This is a genomic window from Actinoallomurus acaciae (assembly GCF_042429965.1).
Taxonomy (GTDB): domain Bacteria; phylum Actinomycetota; class Actinomycetes; order Streptosporangiales; family Streptosporangiaceae; genus Actinoallomurus; species Actinoallomurus acaciae.
Map to the genome: position 1 here is coordinate 13634 of NZ_JBHLZP010000032.1, position 17482 is coordinate 31115.

At 71.2% G+C, this 17482-nt stretch carries 14 protein-coding genes and 1 pseudogene; 7 read left to right on the forward strand and 8 right to left on the reverse strand.

Annotation, left to right across the window (positions count from 1 at the left end; translation table 11 throughout):
• Nucleotides 1-15 precede the first annotated feature (15 nt).
• Nucleotides 16-1218 carry an amidohydrolase family protein gene (locus ACFFNX_RS06955; protein WP_378196991.1) on the forward strand — a complete coding sequence of 401 codons (1203 nt, stop codon included), beginning with the start codon at nt 16-18 and terminating at the stop codon, nt 1216-1218.
• Nucleotides 1219-1324: 106 nt separating this feature from the next.
• Here the strand turns inward: ACFFNX_RS06955 and ACFFNX_RS06960 are convergent, their stop codons facing one another.
• From ACFFNX_RS06960 to ACFFNX_RS06970, 3 genes and pseudogenes are all read right to left on the reverse strand, one after another.
• Nucleotides 1325-1891: a YbhB/YbcL family Raf kinase inhibitor-like protein gene (locus ACFFNX_RS06960; RefSeq protein ID WP_378196994.1), complete on the reverse strand. Its 567-nt coding sequence runs from the start codon at nt 1889-1891 to the stop codon at nt 1325-1327.
• Between the two features lie 37 nt (nt 1892-1928).
• A complete protein-coding gene (locus ACFFNX_RS06965; protein WP_378197023.1) occupies nt 1929-2051 on the reverse strand; it encodes a hypothetical protein in 123 nt (40 codons plus the stop codon).
• A gap of 77 nt (nt 2052-2128) precedes the next feature.
• Nucleotides 2129-2224, reverse strand: a pseudogene (locus ACFFNX_RS06970) (hypothetical protein); the annotation flags it as partial.
• Here ACFFNX_RS06970 and ACFFNX_RS06975 point away from each other — a divergent pair.
• Together ACFFNX_RS06975 and ACFFNX_RS06980 are read left to right on the forward strand one after the other, a co-directional pair.
• A complete protein-coding gene (locus tag ACFFNX_RS06975) occupies nt 2189-2431 on the forward strand; it encodes a hypothetical protein (RefSeq protein ID WP_378197026.1) in 243 nt (80 codons plus the stop codon). The pseudogene ACFFNX_RS06970 and the gene ACFFNX_RS06975 overlap by 36 nt on opposite strands.
• Nucleotides 2432-2603: 172 nt before the next feature.
• A complete protein-coding gene (locus tag ACFFNX_RS06980) occupies nt 2604-3059 on the forward strand; it encodes a MarR family winged helix-turn-helix transcriptional regulator (RefSeq protein WP_378196997.1) in 456 nt (151 codons plus the stop codon).
• A 53-nt stretch (nt 3060-3112) separates the two neighbouring features.
• On the opposite strand, the gene ACFFNX_RS06985 is transcribed toward ACFFNX_RS06980, so the two are convergent.
• Nucleotides 3113-4354, reverse strand: a complete 1242-nt coding sequence (locus ACFFNX_RS06985; protein WP_378196999.1) for an oxygenase MpaB family protein — start codon at nt 4352-4354, stop codon at nt 3113-3115.
• 168 nt (nt 4355-4522) lie between these two features.
• Between ACFFNX_RS06985 and ACFFNX_RS06990 the strand changes: the two genes are divergently transcribed.
• From ACFFNX_RS06990 to ACFFNX_RS07005, 4 genes are all read left to right on the forward strand, one after another.
• The gene (locus tag ACFFNX_RS06990; RefSeq protein ID WP_378197002.1) at nt 4523-5230 is read left to right on the forward strand and encodes a TetR/AcrR family transcriptional regulator; all 708 of its coding nucleotides are present in this window, start codon (nt 4523-4525) and stop codon (nt 5228-5230) included.
• Between the two features lie 163 nt (nt 5231-5393).
• Nucleotides 5394-6329 (forward strand): trypsin-like serine peptidase, encoded by a 936-nt coding sequence (locus tag ACFFNX_RS06995; RefSeq protein ID WP_378197004.1) that lies wholly within the window; start codon nt 5394-5396, stop codon nt 6327-6329.
• Between the two features lie 29 nt (nt 6330-6358).
• Nucleotides 6359-7765, forward strand: a complete 1407-nt coding sequence (locus ACFFNX_RS07000; protein WP_378197007.1) for a glycoside hydrolase family 15 protein — start codon at nt 6359-6361, stop codon at nt 7763-7765.
• A 193-nt stretch (nt 7766-7958) separates the two neighbouring features.
• Nucleotides 7959-10205 carry a penicillin acylase family protein gene (locus ACFFNX_RS07005; protein WP_378197009.1) on the forward strand — a complete coding sequence of 749 codons (2247 nt, stop codon included), beginning with the start codon at nt 7959-7961 and terminating at the stop codon, nt 10203-10205.
• A 61-nt stretch (nt 10206-10266) separates the two neighbouring features.
• Here ACFFNX_RS07005 and ACFFNX_RS07010 read toward each other — a convergent pair whose 3' ends face one another.
• From ACFFNX_RS07010 to ACFFNX_RS07025, 4 genes are all read right to left on the reverse strand, one after another.
• Nucleotides 10267-14556 (reverse strand): NACHT and WD repeat domain-containing protein, encoded by a 4290-nt coding sequence (locus tag ACFFNX_RS07010; protein WP_378197012.1) that lies wholly within the window; start codon nt 14554-14556, stop codon nt 10267-10269.
• Between the two features lie 113 nt (nt 14557-14669).
• Nucleotides 14670-15704 carry a mechanosensitive ion channel family protein gene (locus ACFFNX_RS07015; RefSeq protein ID WP_378197015.1) on the reverse strand — a complete coding sequence of 345 codons (1035 nt, stop codon included), beginning with the start codon at nt 15702-15704 and terminating at the stop codon, nt 14670-14672.
• A 137-nt stretch (nt 15705-15841) separates the two neighbouring features.
• On the reverse strand, nt 15842-16801 hold the full coding sequence (locus ACFFNX_RS07020) for a LysR family transcriptional regulator (protein ID WP_378197018.1): 960 nt from the start codon (nt 16799-16801) through the stop codon (nt 15842-15844).
• Nucleotides 16802-16831: 30 nt separating this feature from the next.
• Nucleotides 16832-17482 (reverse strand): VWA domain-containing protein (locus ACFFNX_RS07025; RefSeq protein ID WP_378197021.1); only part of this gene is annotated, 651 nt, incomplete at its 5' end.

The following is a 17482-nucleotide window of genomic DNA, read 5'->3' on the forward strand; positions in this document are numbered from 1 at the left end:
CGATGGGAGTCGGCCGTGAATCACTTCGTCATCACCGGCGCGCGCGTCTTCGACGGTGAGGGCCTGCTCGGGGTCGTCGACGTCGAAGTCGCGGACGGCAGGATCGTGAGCGTCGCGGGCGGACGTCCCGGGGGAGCCGAGCTGATCGATGGCACCGGTGCCACGTTGCTGCCCGGCCTGGTCGACGCTCACACGCACACCGACGCGGAGTCGCTCCGGCAGGCCCTGACGTTCGGGATCACGACCGAGCTCGACATGCTCTCGATCCCGGAGCGGATGATCCCGCTGCGCCGCCGGGTCGCCGAGTCGAGTGACCTCGCCGACGTACGCTCCCCATCCATCGGGCTCACCCCTGCGGATGGGCACCCGCATCAGCTCCGGAAGGGGGAGGGGGACCCACCGTGGCCGACGGCCACGCGCGTGGACGAGATCCCGGCGTTCGTCGAGGCCAGGATCGCCGAGGGCGCCGCCTACCTCAAGGTGCTGGTGGAGGAGGGCCACGTGTTCGGCTCGTCCCTGCCCGGCCTCGCACCCGAGCTGGTCACGGCGGCCGTTCGTGAGGGCCACGCCCGCGACACGATGGTCCTGGCGCACGCGATGACCGTCGAGGCGGCCGATCAGGTCGTCGACGCCGGGGTCGACGGACTCACTCATCTCTTCTTCGATCGGCCTCACACCGACGAGCTGATCGAGAAGATCGCCGCTGCCGGCATCTTCGTGATCCCCACGCTGTCGGTGATCGCGTCGATCACCGGCGAGCCCGCCGGCGACGAACTCGCCAAGGATCCGCGGGTTCCCCCGAAGCTGACGCCGGCGTGGCTCGACAACCTGTCCGGCGCGATGGCGACCAGCCCACACGAGAACTTCGGCTATGCGCTTGAGACGCTCGCGGCGCTGCGGCGAGCCGGCGTCGACATTCTCGCGGGTACGGATGCCGCACACCTCGGCGCGCCGGGAATGGCCCACGGCGCCAGCCTCCACGGCGAACTCCGGCTCCTGGTGAGGGGAGGCCTCACGCCGATGGAGGCACTGCGGGCGGCGACCTCCGTTCCGGCGCGTCGGTTCGGCCTTGATGACCGTGGCCGGATCAGGCCCGGGCTCCGAGCCGACCTCACGCTGGTCGCCGGCGACCCGACCGTCACCATCGGCGACACCCTCTCCGTTCAGCGCGTGTGGCGCGGAGGGACACCGGCGTCCCTGGCGCCCGCCCCGATCTGAGGCGCCGGGCCGGTTCGAGCAGGCCGCGCCGACCGTGCAGGTGACCTCGCCCTCGACCGGCCTGGCATTGTCCGGCCGTACGGCGAGTGGAGATGACGCACCGCCGCTAGCGGAGCTCGTACGTTCCGTCCAGCCGGGCGCGGCCGATGGCGTGGCCCGCGATGGCGCTGATCACCTCATCGAGGGCGAAGCCGGCGGGCAGCCCGGGGGCCCGGTCGAGGGCGAAGAGCTGGAAGACATAGGCGTGGGGTCCGTGTGATCGGATCGGCATGGGGCCGGCCCAGCCGCGGTGGCCGAGCGCGCCTTTCCCGTGCCGGATGCCCGGGATCGGGCTGGGGTCGGCGAGGGCGTTCTCCGGGATGCCGTTCAGCGAAGGGCCGATGCCCAGCGTGAGCGCGTGGGTGGCCGGCTTCCTGCGGGGGACGTCGGGATCTTGCACGATGAGCACGAGCTCAACGGTGCCGGCCGGCGGCCGCGTCCAGTCGAGCGCGGGGGAGATGTTCGCGCCGAACAGCCTGCCGCGGTGCTTTTCCGGTATGGGCGCCCCGTGGTCGAAGGCGGGGCTGGTCAGGGTGAAGTTCTCCGGGGCCTGCAGGTCGGGGCGGGCCCAGACGAGGGTGTGGTGGCCGGCGCGCCGGTTGCGCAGTGCGACGCCGAGGGGATTCGCGGGCATGACCTCAACTCCTTCTCACGGTGAATCCGGCCCTGGGCTACGGCCGGCGGGCGGCGCGGTCGAGAAAGCCGATGACCTCGGCGCTGGTGGCGGTCTCGCCGAGCCTGGGGAAGACGCGCTCGGGGCTGTGCCGGTGGGAATCGGGGTCGGGGTCGGCCATCGCGTCCGTGGCGAGGACGACGTGACGCCGGAGCCGGTGGAGACGCCGGCGAGTACGGTCTGGGTGACGCCGAGGTCGCGCGGCAGGGTGTCGAGGCCGGTGTCGTGGAAGGCGCTGCGGCGCCGTTTCGTGATCAGATGGTCGCCCGGCTGCGGCTCAAGCTCGTCGATGATGTCCGCCCGACCCGCGGGCGTGGCCGCCTCGGTTTCGGCCGGCGGCTCGCTGCCGCGCATGAGGGAGACGACCACGCCGAGAACCGCGGAGACGGCGAACGACCGGTACGTCGTGCGAAGAGCTCCGCGATCACCGCCGGGGCCGACCGGGTCCCGTACGTGACCGCGACGAGAATCGCGCTCAGGCCGGTCGCGAAGATGTCGTAGCCCCACCGGTCGATCCGCGTCCCGTTGTCTCGCGGCCGGAAGTACGCCCACGTGACACCTACCGGCACGTTCCCGCATTCGCGCATCACTTCTCCGGCTCGCCACGTGAGCGCAGAACCCGCGCCCATTGCTTAGGTATACGAAAGAAACTGGTTAGGTATACTAAGCACCCATGCACAAGCATGCAACCGGTCGGCGGCCCGCGGAGACCGAGGAGCCCGACCTCGGTGGGCAGTTGCGCTCCGCCGTCGGGCGCCTCTACCGGCGCTTTCGCAGCGAGCGCCCCGAAGGCGGCCTCGGAGACGCGGCCCTGGCCGTGCTCACCCGCCTCCACAAGCACGGGCCGCAGACCCTCACCGAACTCAGCGAGCACGACCGGGTCTCTCCCGCCTCCATGAGCCAGATCGTGAACCGCCTGACCTCGGCCGGCTACGCCGTACGCACCCGCGACCCGGATGACCGCCGCAAAGTACTCTTCACCGCCACCGCGGAAGGCGACGAACTCGCCGGCGCGGCCCGGGCGCAGCGCAACGCGTGGCTCGACGAACGGCTACGCGCCCTCAGTGCCGAGGACCGCGCGGTGATCGCCCGCGCCGCGGCACTGCTCAGCGGCATCGCCGACTCCTGACGGCCGTCACGGCGCCGGTGCGCGCGCACCGGCGCGCGATCGGGCGGTCCGGGTCAGTAGTTCGGGTTGTTGGTGGTGGGGATCTGGATGCTGATCGGGAAGTTGCCTCCGGACAGGAAGAGCAGGGTCCCCAGCCGAATGATCTCGTCGAAGGCCCAGTAGAACTCCAGCAGAGCCGGAGGAGCGTCCGTGATCTTGAGCAGACCTTCCTTGACGGCGACGAAGATCGGCCAGAGCGTCGCGAAGGCCGGGTCCCACACCGGTTCGCGCGGGATCCTCAGCCAGTCGGCGATCCGGTCGCCGAGCATGTAGCGGGTGAGCGCGCCGAGGATGTGCGTGGTGAGGATGCCGCCGTCGATGGTGACGCCGAGGTTGAGCAGGATGTCGGCCAGCTTGATGCCCTCGGGGGTGGGGGCCAGGATGGGGTCGAGGACCTGCGCGGCCTGGGAGTCGGCCTCGTCCCACGAGTTGGGGATGTACTCGTCCAGGATGCCGAGCATGTGCGCGGTCAACTGCCAGGAGTGCAGGTACGCCGCGGACTCGTCGTCGGAGATCGGCACCTTCCACTTGGTCAGCTGCCTCATCACCGATGTGGGCAGGCTGTGCCAGGTGACCATCATGTCCGCCTGGCTGATCGGGATCTCCTCGTCGGCGACCTTGGTCCAGTACGACGACTGGGGCAGCAGGTGGCGCACACCCGCGTGGGCCAGCCGCGTCTTGATGCAGGTGACGATCATCTCGCCGTCGGGCATGAAGGCGTTCCTGGTGCCGATGTCGTAGCCGAGTTTGGCGGTCTTGGTGATGCGGTCCTTCATGTCCGCGCCGCCCTTGGAGTAATAGACCGCACGCGCCTCGTGGGGAATGGCCGTGCTCATCATCCCGCTGACGAAGCCGTAGCAGACGCCGAGGTAGGTGCCCCGTTTCTGGTTGAACGTGAATGCGGTGGCGAGTTTCGACTGGTCGGCCCAGGACGGCAGCCGGCGGGCCTCCTCGATGAACTGCCTCAGGTCGTCCGGCAGCCCGGCCGGTAATGCCTGGCCGTTCTTGGTCCAGGTCTTCAGCAGCTTGTTGACGTTGGGGACCTCGCCGTCGTCGATCAGCGAGGCGACCAGCGGGTCGGCCTCCTCGTCCCACACCCATCGCGGGTCGGCGCCCTGCCCGGCGCCCACGACCGATCCCTTGGGCGACCACGTCCACAGGGGCCTGGCCCGCGCGGGCGTCGCGACGCTCAGTGCCCCGAGCGCGCCGAGCACCCCGCCTGCCATGAGCATGTGGCGTCTGCTGGGTTGTTCCATGCCGGTCCCTCCTCGGGAGGCCGAGAGCGACTACTGATACGCTGAAACAGAGAACGTATCTCCATATCATTGCTTACTTTCATGAGAGCACACGAGGGCATTCGTCACAAGACCCGCCGTGACGGATGCGGATGACTCGGGCAGAATCGGTGGTCTCGGGAGGAGATCGTGGAACCTGTGCTGTCCTTCCTCATGACGTCCCCGGACTCGGATTCAGATTCGGATTCGGGCTCGTTGCTGGAAAGCGTGTACGTCGAGGCCGTCGAAGGTGCCGACGATGTGGACGAGACCCGTTCGCGCGTGCTCGATGCGGCCTATGCGCAGTTCTGCCGGATGGGCATCCAGCGGTCCACGATGGAGGACGTGGCCCGGCAGGCCGGGGTCTCGCGGATCACGGTCTACCGGCGGTTCGCCACGAAGGACGCCCTGGTGGAGCAGGTGGTGCGGCGGGAGTTCCGCCGGTACTTCGATCAGTTCCTGATCGACATCGAACGGGCCGAGACCGCCGCTGACCGGGTGGTGCTGGGTTTCGTCGGCTCGCTGCGCACCATCCGGCACAACCCGCTGATCGGCGGCCTGATCGCCACGGAACCGGACCTGCTCCTGCCCTCCCTGACCGGCGACGGGGGGCGGACCCTCGCCACCGTACGGCGGTTCGTCGCCGGCCAGCTCCGCCGCGAGCAGCGCGCGGGCAACGTGTCGAGCGACCTGGACACCGAGTTCGTGGCCGAGATGATGGTCCGGATCTCCGGCTCGCTCCTGGCGATCCCCAGCCACATCATCGACCTCGACGACGACGAGCAACTGGCCGCACTGGCCCGGCGATTTCTCGTCCCCATGCTGGAACCGGGGGTGCCCCGGCTCGACAGCCCCTAGATCGTCTCGCTCGCAGCGCGTACGCCGAGGCTTACCGAATGTCATCGGGGCCCTTGGCAACATGTGCCACTGGCCACCTTTCTACACGGACAGTTACGTTTCATCGCAAGGTCTTTTGATGCGGCCGGAACCCCCTTTCCGGCCGTGGAAGGGTGCGACGGCGATGCAGCGATCCGCACAGGCCATGGCGATCTCCCTCATCAGCGGCGCGATTCTCGCGGTGCCCCTCGCCGCGAATGCCGCCCCCGGACCGATCTCCGAAAGACAGGCGGCGACCACCGCCGACCAACTGCGCGTCGAGCGCTTCTGGACGCCGGAACGGATGCGGCAGGCGACCCCGCTCGACACCATTTCCAAGAGTGCCGGGTCACTGCGGGCGGCGGTACGGCGAGGGCTCTCCCAGATCACTCCCGCCTCGGCCGTGAACCCCGGCGGCGCCTGGAGCGGCGGCGGGAAGGTCACCCACACCGTCGGCCGGGTGTTCTTCACCTACCAGGGGAGCGCCGCGTCCTGCTCGGGCGACGCGGTGACCAGCGCCAACAAGAGCACGGTCATCACCGCCGGGCACTGCGTGAAGCTCGACGGCAAATGGCACAAGAACTGGGTGTTCGTACCGGGATACCACGATGGCAAGGCGCCGTACGGCAAGTGGACGGCCACGCGGACCCTGACCACGCCGCAGTGGAAGGCCGACGAAGACCTCGACTACGACGTGGGCGCCGCCGTCGTGAACCGGCTCAAGGGCAGGAGGCTGACCGATGTCGTCGGCGGCCAGGGCATCGCGTTCAACCAGAAGCGCGGCCAGCAGATGTACGACTTCGGCTATCCGGCCGAGACCCTCTATGACGGCACAAAGCTGATCTACTGCAGCGGCACCACGATCGATGACCCTCTGACGTCGAAGGATCAGGGCCTGCTCTGCGACATGACCGGAGGTTCCAGCGGCGGCCCGTGGTTCCTCAAGTTCAACGAGTCCACCGGCACCGGTATTCAGAACTCCGTCAACTCTTTCAAATACAACGTCCTGCCGACGCACATGTTCGGCCCGTACTTCGGCGACGATGCCAAGAATCTCTACAACACGGCCAGCCATTCCTGACCGGCGATCCACTCGTAGGAGCGCAGGACATGTCGCGTGAACGCCCCTGTCGTACGGTCCGGCGCCTCCCGGCGGCGCTGGTCGCGGTGTCGCTGCCGGTGGTCATCGAATTCGGCACGGTTGCCGCGACCGGCCCGCCCCCGGCGCTCGCCGACCAGTCGCCCGCCTACACCGCCGGGCTCATCGGTACGCGGCGGACCACGGCCGCGGTGTCGCCCGCCGAGGCGGACGGCGCGTCTTACGTGCCGGGCGGCAATGTGCTGCGACTGCCGGACGGCCGGTGGCGTTACCTGCCCGAGGGCGGTCAGCCGGTGACGGTCCCGGCCGGTGACCAGGGCGCGGAGGCCCAGATCGCGGAGTCCCGCGCCTGGCTGGCGGCCGGGACGATACCCGGGCGCACGCCGGAGGAGAGGTCGGCCGCCGAGCGGGCACTCCTGTCGATGCGCCTGCTGACCCGGCCGGGCGGCGCGGTCGCGGCCGCGTGGTACGGCGCGTGGGAGTACTCCTGGCCTCGTGATTCGAGCTTCGTCGCGGCGGCGCTGGCTCGTACGGGCCACCTCGCGGAGGCGCATGAGATCCTCGGCTACAACGCGCGAACCCAGCGGCCGGACGGCACCTGGGACGCCAGGACCAAGCTTGACGGCTCGGGCCCGCCGGACGCCCGGCCGTGGCAACTCGACGCCGACGGCTGGGTCCCCTGGGCGGTGTGGCAGTGGTATCGGGCGGCGCCCCGCCGGGAGCGCGGCCCGCAGCTCGAGGCGCTCTATCCCATGGTCCGGAAGGCCGCCGCGTACGCCGCGGCCTCCTTGGACGACCGCGGGTTGCCGCCGGCCGGTCCGGACTACTGGGAGGTCGCCACCACCACGCCGAACATCGGGACGGCCGCCCCGCTGCTGGCCGGACTGCACGCCTCGGCCGATCTGGCCCGGCACAACGGCCACCCCGAGGACGCGCGTACGTGGGACCGGGCGGCCCGTCGCCTGGCGGCGGGCATCGAGAGGTACTTCGCGCCGCTCGGCTATCCCCGTACCGTCGACGGGGCGCACGGCCGGGACTCCGCGGTCACGTTCATGGCTCCGCCCTTCAACCACGCCCCGGCCCACCTCGCGGCCGCGATCGACGACACGTACAAGGCACTGCTCCAGCCCAACGGAGGCGTGGTCCCGGGCGACGACCCCGACCATCAGTGGCCGACGGCGTGGGGCCCGGAGACCGCGTTCTTCGCCCTCGCCTGGTCATCGACGGGCGAGCGGAAGAAGGCCGGGCGGGTCGTCGGCTGGCTGCTCGACCACCGCGACACGCTGGGGGAGTTCCCGGAGAAGATCGACATGACCGGCGCGCCGGCGTCCGTCGTGCCTCTCGTCTGGACCGGCGCGATCACCGTACTGGCCCTCTCGCAATTGGACGGCGACCGGATGCCCGTGCCTCCGGCGTGAGTTCGCCAACCTCCAGGGAAACCCACGACGCGCCGGGCTCCGGATTAAGCGACCTGTCAAGTTTTAGGTCAATGCCGCGGGCCCGTTTCTCGTGCGGCACAGGTTCCGGAATGGTCCGCTTCGTTTTATGGTGACGGACACGATCTTTACCGCCCCCGCAGGGATCCTTCCACCCGGAGAAAGGTGGGCCCCCATGAGTCGTGCGCAGAACGAAGGGCCGAGCCGGCGCCGTGTCCTCGGCGGAGCGGCCGGACTGGCCGCCGGAGCGGCGGCCGTCGCGGCCGGGCTGCCGTCTCCCGCGTCCGCCGCTTCCGCGCAGACCGTGTCCGGCCTCGCCCGCCGGCGCAAGCAGGCGGCGCGCGTGAGGATCACCCGCGACGACTGGGGTATCGCGCACGTCTCGGGCAGGACCGACGCCGATGCGGTGTTCGGGATGATCTACGCCCAGGCCGAGGACGACTTCAACCGGATCGAGAACAACTACCTGACCAGTCTCGGCCGCCTCGCCGAGGCCGAGGGGGAGAGCGCGATCTGGCAGGACCTGCGCCAGCGGCTGTTCATCGATCCCGGGGTGCTGAAACGGGACTACGCGAGGAGCCCGGCCTGGCTGCGCACGCTGATGCAGGCCTGGGCGGACGGGCTGAACCACTTCCTCGCGACGCACCCCGAGGTGCGTCCGCGCGTGATCGAGCGGTTCGAGCCGTGGATGGCGCTGAGCTTCTCCGAGGGCAGCATCGGCGGAGACATCGAGCGGGTGGCGCTCACCCAGCTCGAGGCCTTCTACGACAGGCGCACGGTGCCGATGACCGACGAGGAGCGCGGGCTGCTGTTCGCCGAGCCCCAGGGTTCGAACGGCATCGCGATCGCGCCGAGTCACACCGAGAACGGTCACGCGCTCCTGCTGATCAACCCCCACACCAGCTTCTTCTTCCGCTCCGAGCTGCACATGACGAGCGACGAAGGGCTCAACGCCTACGGTGCGGCCACCTGGGGACAGTTCTTCATCTACCAGGGCTTCAACGAGAGCGCCGGCTGGATGCACACCTCGAGCGGCGTCGACAACGTGGATGAGTTCGCCGAGACGGTCGTGACCGGGGCGGACGGCAGGCTCTCCTACCGCTACGGCGACGAGCTCCGCCCGGTGACGACGAAGAAGATCACGCTGTCCTATCGCGGCGCGGACGGTGGGCCGGCGCAGCGCACCTTCACCACCTACGCCACGCATCACGGCCCGATCGTGCGCGAGGCGGACGGCAAGTGGATCGCGTTCGCGCTGATGAACAAGCCGGTCGAGGCGCTGCAGCAGAGCTTCCTGCGCACCAAGGCACGGGACTACCGGAGCTACATCCAGATCGCGGAGTTCAAGGCCAACAGTTCGAACAACACGCTGTTCGCGGACTCGAAGGGCGACATCGCCTTCCTGATGCCGCAGTTCATGCCGATCCGCGACGACCACTTCGACTATCGCAGTCCCGTCGACGGCAGCGACCCGGCGACCGATTGGCACGGGCTCTACAGCCTCAAGAACCTGCCGCAGGCGGTGAATCCGAAGAACGGCTGGGCCTACAACTCCAACGACTGGCCCTGGGCCGCGGCCGGCGCGGACAGCCCCCGGGCCGCCGACTTCCCGCGCTACTTCGACCAGGCCGGCGCGAACCCGCGCGGGCCGCATGTGTACCGGGTGATGACCGCGCGGAGCCGCTTCACTCCGCAGACGCTGATCGCCGGCGCCTTCGATCCCTACCTCACCGCCTTCGCCCGGCTCCTGCCGGGAACGATCAAGGCGTGGGACAAGCTGCCGCAGGGCGACGGGCAGAAGGCGAAGCTCGCCGGTCCGATCGGTCTGTTGCGCGGCTGGGACCATCGCTGGGGCGCCGATTCGACCCCGACGTCACTGGCCGTGTTCTGGGGCGAGGAGCTCTGGGGGATCGTGGCCCAGGCGGCGCAGGAGGCGGGCCTGTCGGTGTGGGACTACGTGGCCGAACGCGCCACCGACGCGCAGCGGCTCACGGCGCTCGAGCAGGCGGTGGAGCGGCTCACCGGGGACTGGGGCGGCTGGAAGGTGCCCTGGGGCAGGATCAACCGCTTTCAGCGCATCGACGACAAGATCGTCCAGACGTTCGACGACGCGAAGCCGAGCGTCCCGGTGCCCTTCACCTCGTCGCAATGGGGCTCTCTCGCGTCGTTCGGGGCGAAGAGCTACCCCGGAACGAGGTGCTACTACGGCACCAGCGGCAACAGCTTCGTGGCGGTCGTGGAGTTCGGGCCGAAGGTGCGCGCCTGGGCGGTCACGGCGGGGGGCGAGAGCGGGCACCCCGACTCGCCGCACTTCAACGACGAGGCGCGACGCTATGCGAGCGGCAACCTGCGGCCCGTCTACTTCTATCCGGATGATCTCAAGGGGCACGTCGAGCGGAGCTACCGGCCGGGCGCTCGGTAGGGGCGCGAGTCCAGACCGAATCCGTAGATCAGAGCCCGAACCCGAGATCGGGCGGTGCGGGTCACGGGCAGGTGCGCCGGTACGGCAGGCCGCCGACCTGCTGGGCCCATTCCTTCCGGGTCAGGCCCGTCCCGACGGCCGAGCAGGCCGCCGCGGCCGGATCGGTCACGATGCCGAGGAGGTCGTGGATGTCCCAGACGCTCACGGAGGCCGGTTCGGCGGTCATGATGGCGCGCCCGCTCGGCTCGATGGCGATGGGCTCGCTGCCGGGCAGTGCCGAGACCTGGAGCGGGCGGGCGGGGTCAGCGACATCCCACAGGCGTACGACGTCGTCCGGACCGGTGCCGTCGGTGGCCGTCGCGAGGATGCGGCCGCGCGGGCCGAACTCCATCCGGCTCACCGGGTCGACGTTGCCGGTGAGCGTCGCCCCGCGCCGGGGGTGGGCGAGGTCGCGAATGTCCCACAGGACCGCCGATCCGGCGGCGTTGGTGGCGGCGAGCGTACGGCCGTCCGGGCTGAACGCCGTGGCCGTCTCGACGGCACCCGGCTCCTTCAGGTCGGCCAGCCGCCGGGGGCGGGCGAGGTCCCGCACGTCCCACAACACCGCCGACCGTTCCGCGTCGCCGACGGCGAGAGTGTGGCCGTCCGGGCTGAACGAGGGGCCGCCGCCGTTCTCGATCGAGGCACGCCGCGCGGGGTGGGCGCGGTCCCGCAGGTCCCACAGAGTCGTCGAACCGGGCAGTCCGGCCGCCAGCGCGCGCCCGTCCGCGGTGAAGGCGATCCGCGTCGCCTCGCCGGAGAGTTCGAGCCGGACCGGCCGCGCGGGCCGGGTACGGTCGCGGACGTCCCACAGGACCACGGCGTGCCCGTCCGCGACCGCCAGCGTCCGGCCGTCCGGGCCGAACACCACCGTGTCGTTGCCCGCCACGCTCGACAGCCGGGTCGGCCTGCGGCCGGAGGCGAGGTCCCACAGGCCGATCGTGTCGCCCGTGGCGGTGGCGAGGGTGCGGCCGTCCGGCGCCAGCGCGGATCCGAACGTCGGGTCGACGCCGTCGTCCCGTCCCAGCGCGGCGAGCGACACGGGGCGGTAGGTGTCGGCGTTCCACAACATCACCGACTGGTCGGCGCTTCCGCTCGCCAGAGTGCGCCCGTCCGGGCTGAAGGCGAGCGCGTTGACCGGACCGGTGTGCCCGCGGAGCACCTTGGCGGGCTGATCCGGGTCGGTGGTGTCCCAGAGCATCACCGTACGGTCGTCGCCGCCGATCGCGACGACCCGGCCGTCCGGCCGGAACGCCACGGGTCCGATCGCCGCCGAGTGGCCGCTCAGGGTGGCCAGGCGGGTGGGATGGGACGGATCGTCGATGGTCCACAGGATGGCGGAGTATCCCTCCCCGCCGGTGACCAGCGTGCGTCCGTCGGGCCCGAAGGCCACGGCCGTCGCGCTGCCCGGGGCGAGCGTGACCTTCTTGGCGGGATGGGCGCGACGCCGCAGGTCCCAGAGCGTCACCCCGTGCGTGTGGCTGCTCCCGGCCAGCGTACGGCCGTCCCGGCTCAGGGCCACGTCGTCGAACGAGCCCTTCAGCGTGCCCACGACGGCGGGGTGCGTCGCGTCGGCGACGTTCCACAGTGTCAGCGTCCGCCGGCCGTCCGTGGTGGCGAGGAGGTGCCCGGCCCGGCTCATCGCCATGGCCTCGATCCCGGACGCGTCGGTGACCCTTCCCGCCTGGACCGGATGGGCCCGGTCCCGTACGTCCCAGAAGACGACCGTCTCGGGGTCGCGGGCCGCGGTCAGGTACCGGCCGTCCGGGCTGAACGCCAGCCCGGCGTACCCGTTGGTCCCTCTCGCGACAGTCGGCAGCGTACCCACGTGGACCGGACGGCCGGCGCGGCCCGTGTCCCACAGGAACACCTGCCCCTGCTCCGTCTCACTCGCGAGCGTGCGGCCGTCCGGGCTGTAGCCGACGGACACCGGCACACCGGTGTGGCCCTCCAGCCGCCCGCGAAAGGCGGTCCCGGTCAGTCCGCCGACCAGGTCGGTGTCGGCCTGGGAGCCGGGGATCAGCCGCCGGGCGGCGAGGCCGAGCCGCAGCGACGTCGCCGGGTCGCTCGTACGTACCGCGTCGGCCTGGGCGATGAGCTGGCGGCCGACCGCGGTCCGGCGCTCATGCTGCGCGGTGTTCCGCTGCCAGAAGGCGACGCCCCCGGCGACCAGGGCGAGGGCGAGCGTGGCCGCGAGGCCGCCCGCCAGCCTCCGCAGCCGCCGGACCTCTCTTCTCGCGGCCGCCTGTTCCGCGGCGTGTGCCTCGATCCCGGCCTGGAGGAAGTCCCGTTCCAGCGGGCTGAGGTCCGCCTCGTTCTCCGGATCGGCGGCCCACTCGCGCGCGACGTCCAGGCGCGTGCCCCGGTACACCGAACCCGGGTCGCGGCCGAGGCCGTCCCATACGGTCGCGTCCAGCGTGAGGCGGCGGTGGATCCGCCGGCCCTCACGGTCCTTGTTCAGCCAGGCACGGAGCAGCGGCCAGGCGGACAGCAGCGCCTCATGGGTGATCTCGGCGGTCGACTCGTGCGCGGTGACCAGCCGGGCGTCGACGAGGCGGGCGAGCAGGCCCCGGTCCGGCCCGCCGGGGAACAGCTCGTCGAGCCCCGCCCGGCGCCGTGTGTCCTCGGTGCCGTCGCCGACGGTGACCAGCCGGAGGAACAGACGGCGCAACTGCTCCCGGCCGGCGTCGTCCAGATCGTCGTGGATGGCCTGGGCGGTCGCGGCCACGGCACCGGCGATGCCGCCGCTGGCCCGGTAGCCCGTGACCGTGAGCTCGCCGCCCTGCCGCCGCCGCCACGTCTCGTACAACGCGTGGGACAGCAGCGGCAGCGCTCCGGCCGCGTGGCCCTGGCCGGAGGCCTCCGCCGAGCCGGTGCCAAGGTCGGCGAGCAGCACCTCCATCAGGCCGGGTTCCAGCGTCAGGCCGGCGTTGCGCGCGGGACGCTCGATCGCCTCGCGGACCTCGGCGCCGCTCATCGGCTCGACGGTCTGGTTGTCCTGCAGTGCCGGCACCAGCCCGGGGTAGGCCGCACACCGGGCATAGAAGTCGGCGCGGACCCCGATCACCACCAGAGCCGGTGCGTCCTCGGCCGCCGCGCACACCGCCTCGACGAACGCCCGGCGCTCGGCCTCCTCACGACACTGGGTGAACACCTCCTCGAACTGGTCCACCACGAGGACCAGCCGGTCGGCCCGGCCGCGCAGCGCCTGCCGGACGACCCGCGTGTAACGGCGCGGATCGGCGAGAACGTCGTCGTGGACCGAACCGGCCGAGATGCCCGCCAGTGACGCCGTCCACTCGGCCAACTCGCCGACCGGATGCTCCCCGGGCGTGATGAGCAGCCACGGCGGCCTGGCCTGGCCGCCCTCCGACAGCACGCCGCGCGCGAGCGCGGGCAGCACGCCCGCGCGCAGCAGCGACGACTTCCCCGCGCCGGACGGGCCGATGAGGACGAGGACCCCGGGTGTCCCGGCGGTGCGCTCGGCCAGACGCGCGAGGACGGTGGCGGTGAGCGCCTCCCGGCCGAAGAACAGGTGCGCGTCCTCGGGTTCGAACGCCGCGAGCCCCTTGTACGGCGACGCCGCGCCGTCGTCGGCGACCGGCGTCGGGGGAGCCTCGTCCGCCCGCCCGTCCTCGGCGGCCTGCGGCGGCAGCGCGCCGAACACGTTGACGGCCAGCAGCATCCGCTGGAGCAGATGGGTCTGCCGGCGCTGCTCGACCCGCTGACCGGCCATGAGGTCCCGGATGCTCCGGGTGTCCTGCCGGATGTCGACGATCTTCGAGTCGAGCTCGTCGAGCATCCAGGTGAACTGTTCGAACTCGGCGCCGAGCTCGGTGAACGCCTCGGCCAGCAGCTGCTGTACCTCGGCCGACCCCGAGGCCACCGCCTCCGTCACGGCGGCGTCGATTCCGCCGACCGACCGCAGCAGCACCGCGAGACCGCCCTGGAGCTCCTCGTCACCGGCCTCGAGCCGCTCCAGCAGCTCGGCCGTGATCAGCTCGCGGGCGGCGTCCTCGGACACTCCGCCCCGGCCGCGCATCCGTTCGACGATCTCGACGAGGACGCTCCCGACGTACTCCGAGCCGATGTTCCCCAGCTGCCCGGAAAGCCCGTCCGTCAGCAACGGCGCCTGCCCGGCCGCCGTCAGCGCCGGTAAGACCAGCGGCGTCACCGCCCCCGCGACCAGAAGCGCCACGATGCTCCAGGGCGCCGACCGGCGCACGACGCCTACCGCGCCCCGGGTCATCGCCGTCACCGACGCCCGGATGCCCCGCCGCATCCGGACCCCTGACTGCTCCACATCGGGCATGGAGGGATTCTCCTATGGGAGTGGAATGCCGCGCCATGGGCCTTTTGGGGGAGGTGCTTCCGGTCACCGGCGATGGGCCGTGGTCCGGCCTCGACGGCCGTCCGTCGAGGCCGTCAGGCGCCGGCCATGACGACCGTGCGCTTCGGGCCGGGGATCTCGATGCCCTCGATCTGGTAGCGGCGGTGCAGTCGCTTGATGAACTCGTGCACGAGCACGTACTGGTCGGTGAACTCGCGGGTCCTCAGCGTCACCGAGAAGTCGATGCGGTTCTCGCCGAACGTGTGGAAGCGGACCGACGGCTCATGGTCGCCGACTCCGCCGTCGACCTCGGCCATGACCTCCTGGGCCACGTCGATCGTGACCTTCTCCACGTGGTCGAGGTCGCTCTCGTACCCGACACCCGCCTGGACGGTGACGGACAGGTCCTGTTCCGGCCGGTGGTAGTTCGTCAGGATCGCGTCGGCGAACCGCGAGTTCGGCACGATCACGAGGTTCCCGGCGAGCTGGCGGATGGTGGTGTTGCGCCAGTTGATGTCGACGATGTAGCGGTCCTGGCCGCTGTCGAGCCGGACGTAGTCTCCCGGCTGCACCTTCCGGGAGGCCAGGATGTGCACGCCGGCGAAGAGGTTGGCCAGGGTGTCCTGGAGGGCCAGCGCCACGGCGAGCCCGCCGACGCCCAGGGCCGTCAGCAGCGGCGTCACGGACACGCCCAGGCTCTGCAGGAGCACCAGGACGCCGATCCCGACCACCATCACCCGGACGATGTTCACGAAGATCGTCGCCGACTGCGCGACACCGGACCGGGACAGGACGACCGAGGAGACGGCACCGGCGGCGAACCGGGCGACCGCCATCGAGACGGTCACGATGAGAACCGCCAGCAGCAGGTGGTCCGCGATGTTCCGCGAGTCCGGCTCCAGCCGCAGGACCAGCACCGCCACCCACAGGCCGAGCGCCGAGCTCGACACGAGTGCCAGGTCGCGCATCAGGGTGAACAGCAGGTCGTCCCATGCCCAGCGGGTACGCCCGGCGCGGCGGGTCAGCCAGCCGAGCGCGGCCCGGAGCCCGAACCCCACCGCGATCGCGGCCACCACGATCGCGGCCGCCACGGCGAGCCGCCCCCAGCCCGGCAAATCGCCCGTAGGCATCTTCCACGTCATTGAACGGGTCAAGCTGATCATTTATCCCAGAATCCCGGAGTATCCGGCGGCAGATTCCGTAGGCCGCGGCTTCTCGGTGGATCACCGCCGTACGGGGCCGAACCGGGTGCCCGGCCCCGGAACCTCTAGAAGTTCCACAGCGTGATGTGAATGGCGGGCCGGAACCGGCCCACGGGGACCCCGGGCCCCTGGGTCATGGCACGGATCGCGCGGGGAGTGGTGACGAACCGTACGAGCTCCTCGGCCGCCGGTGGGGCGCTTCCCTCCGCGAGGGTCACCGAGTTCCACACGCCGCCGAACTGGAGTCCCTGACCGCCGACGCGGACCAGCCGGCCGTGGGCCAGATCCTGGGCGACCGCGAAGGAGACGGCCAGCGCCACGCCGTGCCCGCGCGTGACCTCCTCCAGCGCGGCGGCGTGACTCTGGAAGATGCGCTGCCGCTCCTCCGGCACGTTGATGCGGCGAAGCGCGGTGGTGGCGGCCCCGATGTCGGTAGCCGCGGACGGGCCCAGCAGCCAGGTCTGCTCTCGCAACTGGCGGACGCTGGCGCCGGGCCTGGCGAGCGGGTGGCCGGGAGCGGCGACGACGATCAGCTTGTAGTTCAGGAACGCCTGGCTGTTCAGGGTGCCGTCGAGGTTCGCCGGCTGCGGGCCGAACGCGACGTCCACCGCCCGGGCGTTCAGCACCGTGCCGAACTTGCGCGGGTCGTGCACGCTCAGCTCGACCTCCAGGTCGGCCGCGCGGCCGGCGAACAGCTCGATCAGGCCTGGCGCGGCGTACTCGGCGAACAGGCTGGACGCGGCGACGCGCAGCAGCCGCCGGCCGCTCGCCGCCTGGCTCACCTCGATGACCGTGCGTTCTTGCAGGTTGAGCATCTCGACCGCGCGGCTCGCGAGCCGCAGGCCGCCGGGGGTGAACGCGAGTCCGGAGGCGGTGCGGGTGAAGAGCTGGTCGCCGAGCTCCTTGCGGAGCTGCCCGGCGTGCAGGGAGATGGCCGCCTCCGAGACGCCGAGCTCGGCCGCGGCCCCCTTGACCGAGCCGTTCCGCACCACGGCGGCGTACGCGCGTAGCTGGGAGGGGGTCACGCGTAAAAGGTACTCCCCGGATCCGGTCGGTCACGCTCCAGAAAGCCGGACCCGTGCGATCGTCGCGATCACCTGCCGCAGGGACCGGAAGGTGTCGCCCGGTAGCAGGTCGTCGCAGTAGGGGAGGGCGGCGGCCATGGCGGCGACGCGCGGTTCGAACCCGGGGGCGGCGGCCCGCGGGTTCATCCAGGTCACGCGGTACGCGCGTCGGCGCAGGCGGGACATCGCGGTCGCCAGCTCCTCCGGCGGGTCGCTGTCCCAGCCGTCCGAGCCGATGATCACGACGGCTCCCCGGAGCTTCTCGCCGTGGTGTGAGGACAGCAGGGCCCGGACGTTGGTGGCGATCCGGGTACCGCCGAACCGGTCGAAGACCCGGGCCGTGGCCTGCTCGACGGTGACCTCCGCGGACCGGTGCCGCAGGACGGCCGTCAGCCGCGTCAACGTCGTGGAGAACGCGAACAGCTCGGCGTCCGAGGTCAGCGCGAGAGCGCGCATGAGGTGGAAGTAGGCCGGCGTCTGCGCCTGCATGGACTGGCTGACGTCGCAGAGCATCACGACGCGACGCGGTCGGTCGACCGCGCGTTCGCGGACCAGCTCGACGGGTTCCCAGCCGGTGCGCCGGGACCGCGCCAGGGTCGCGCGCAGCGCGATCCGCCGGCCGCGGTGGTCGGCCCGCCGGCG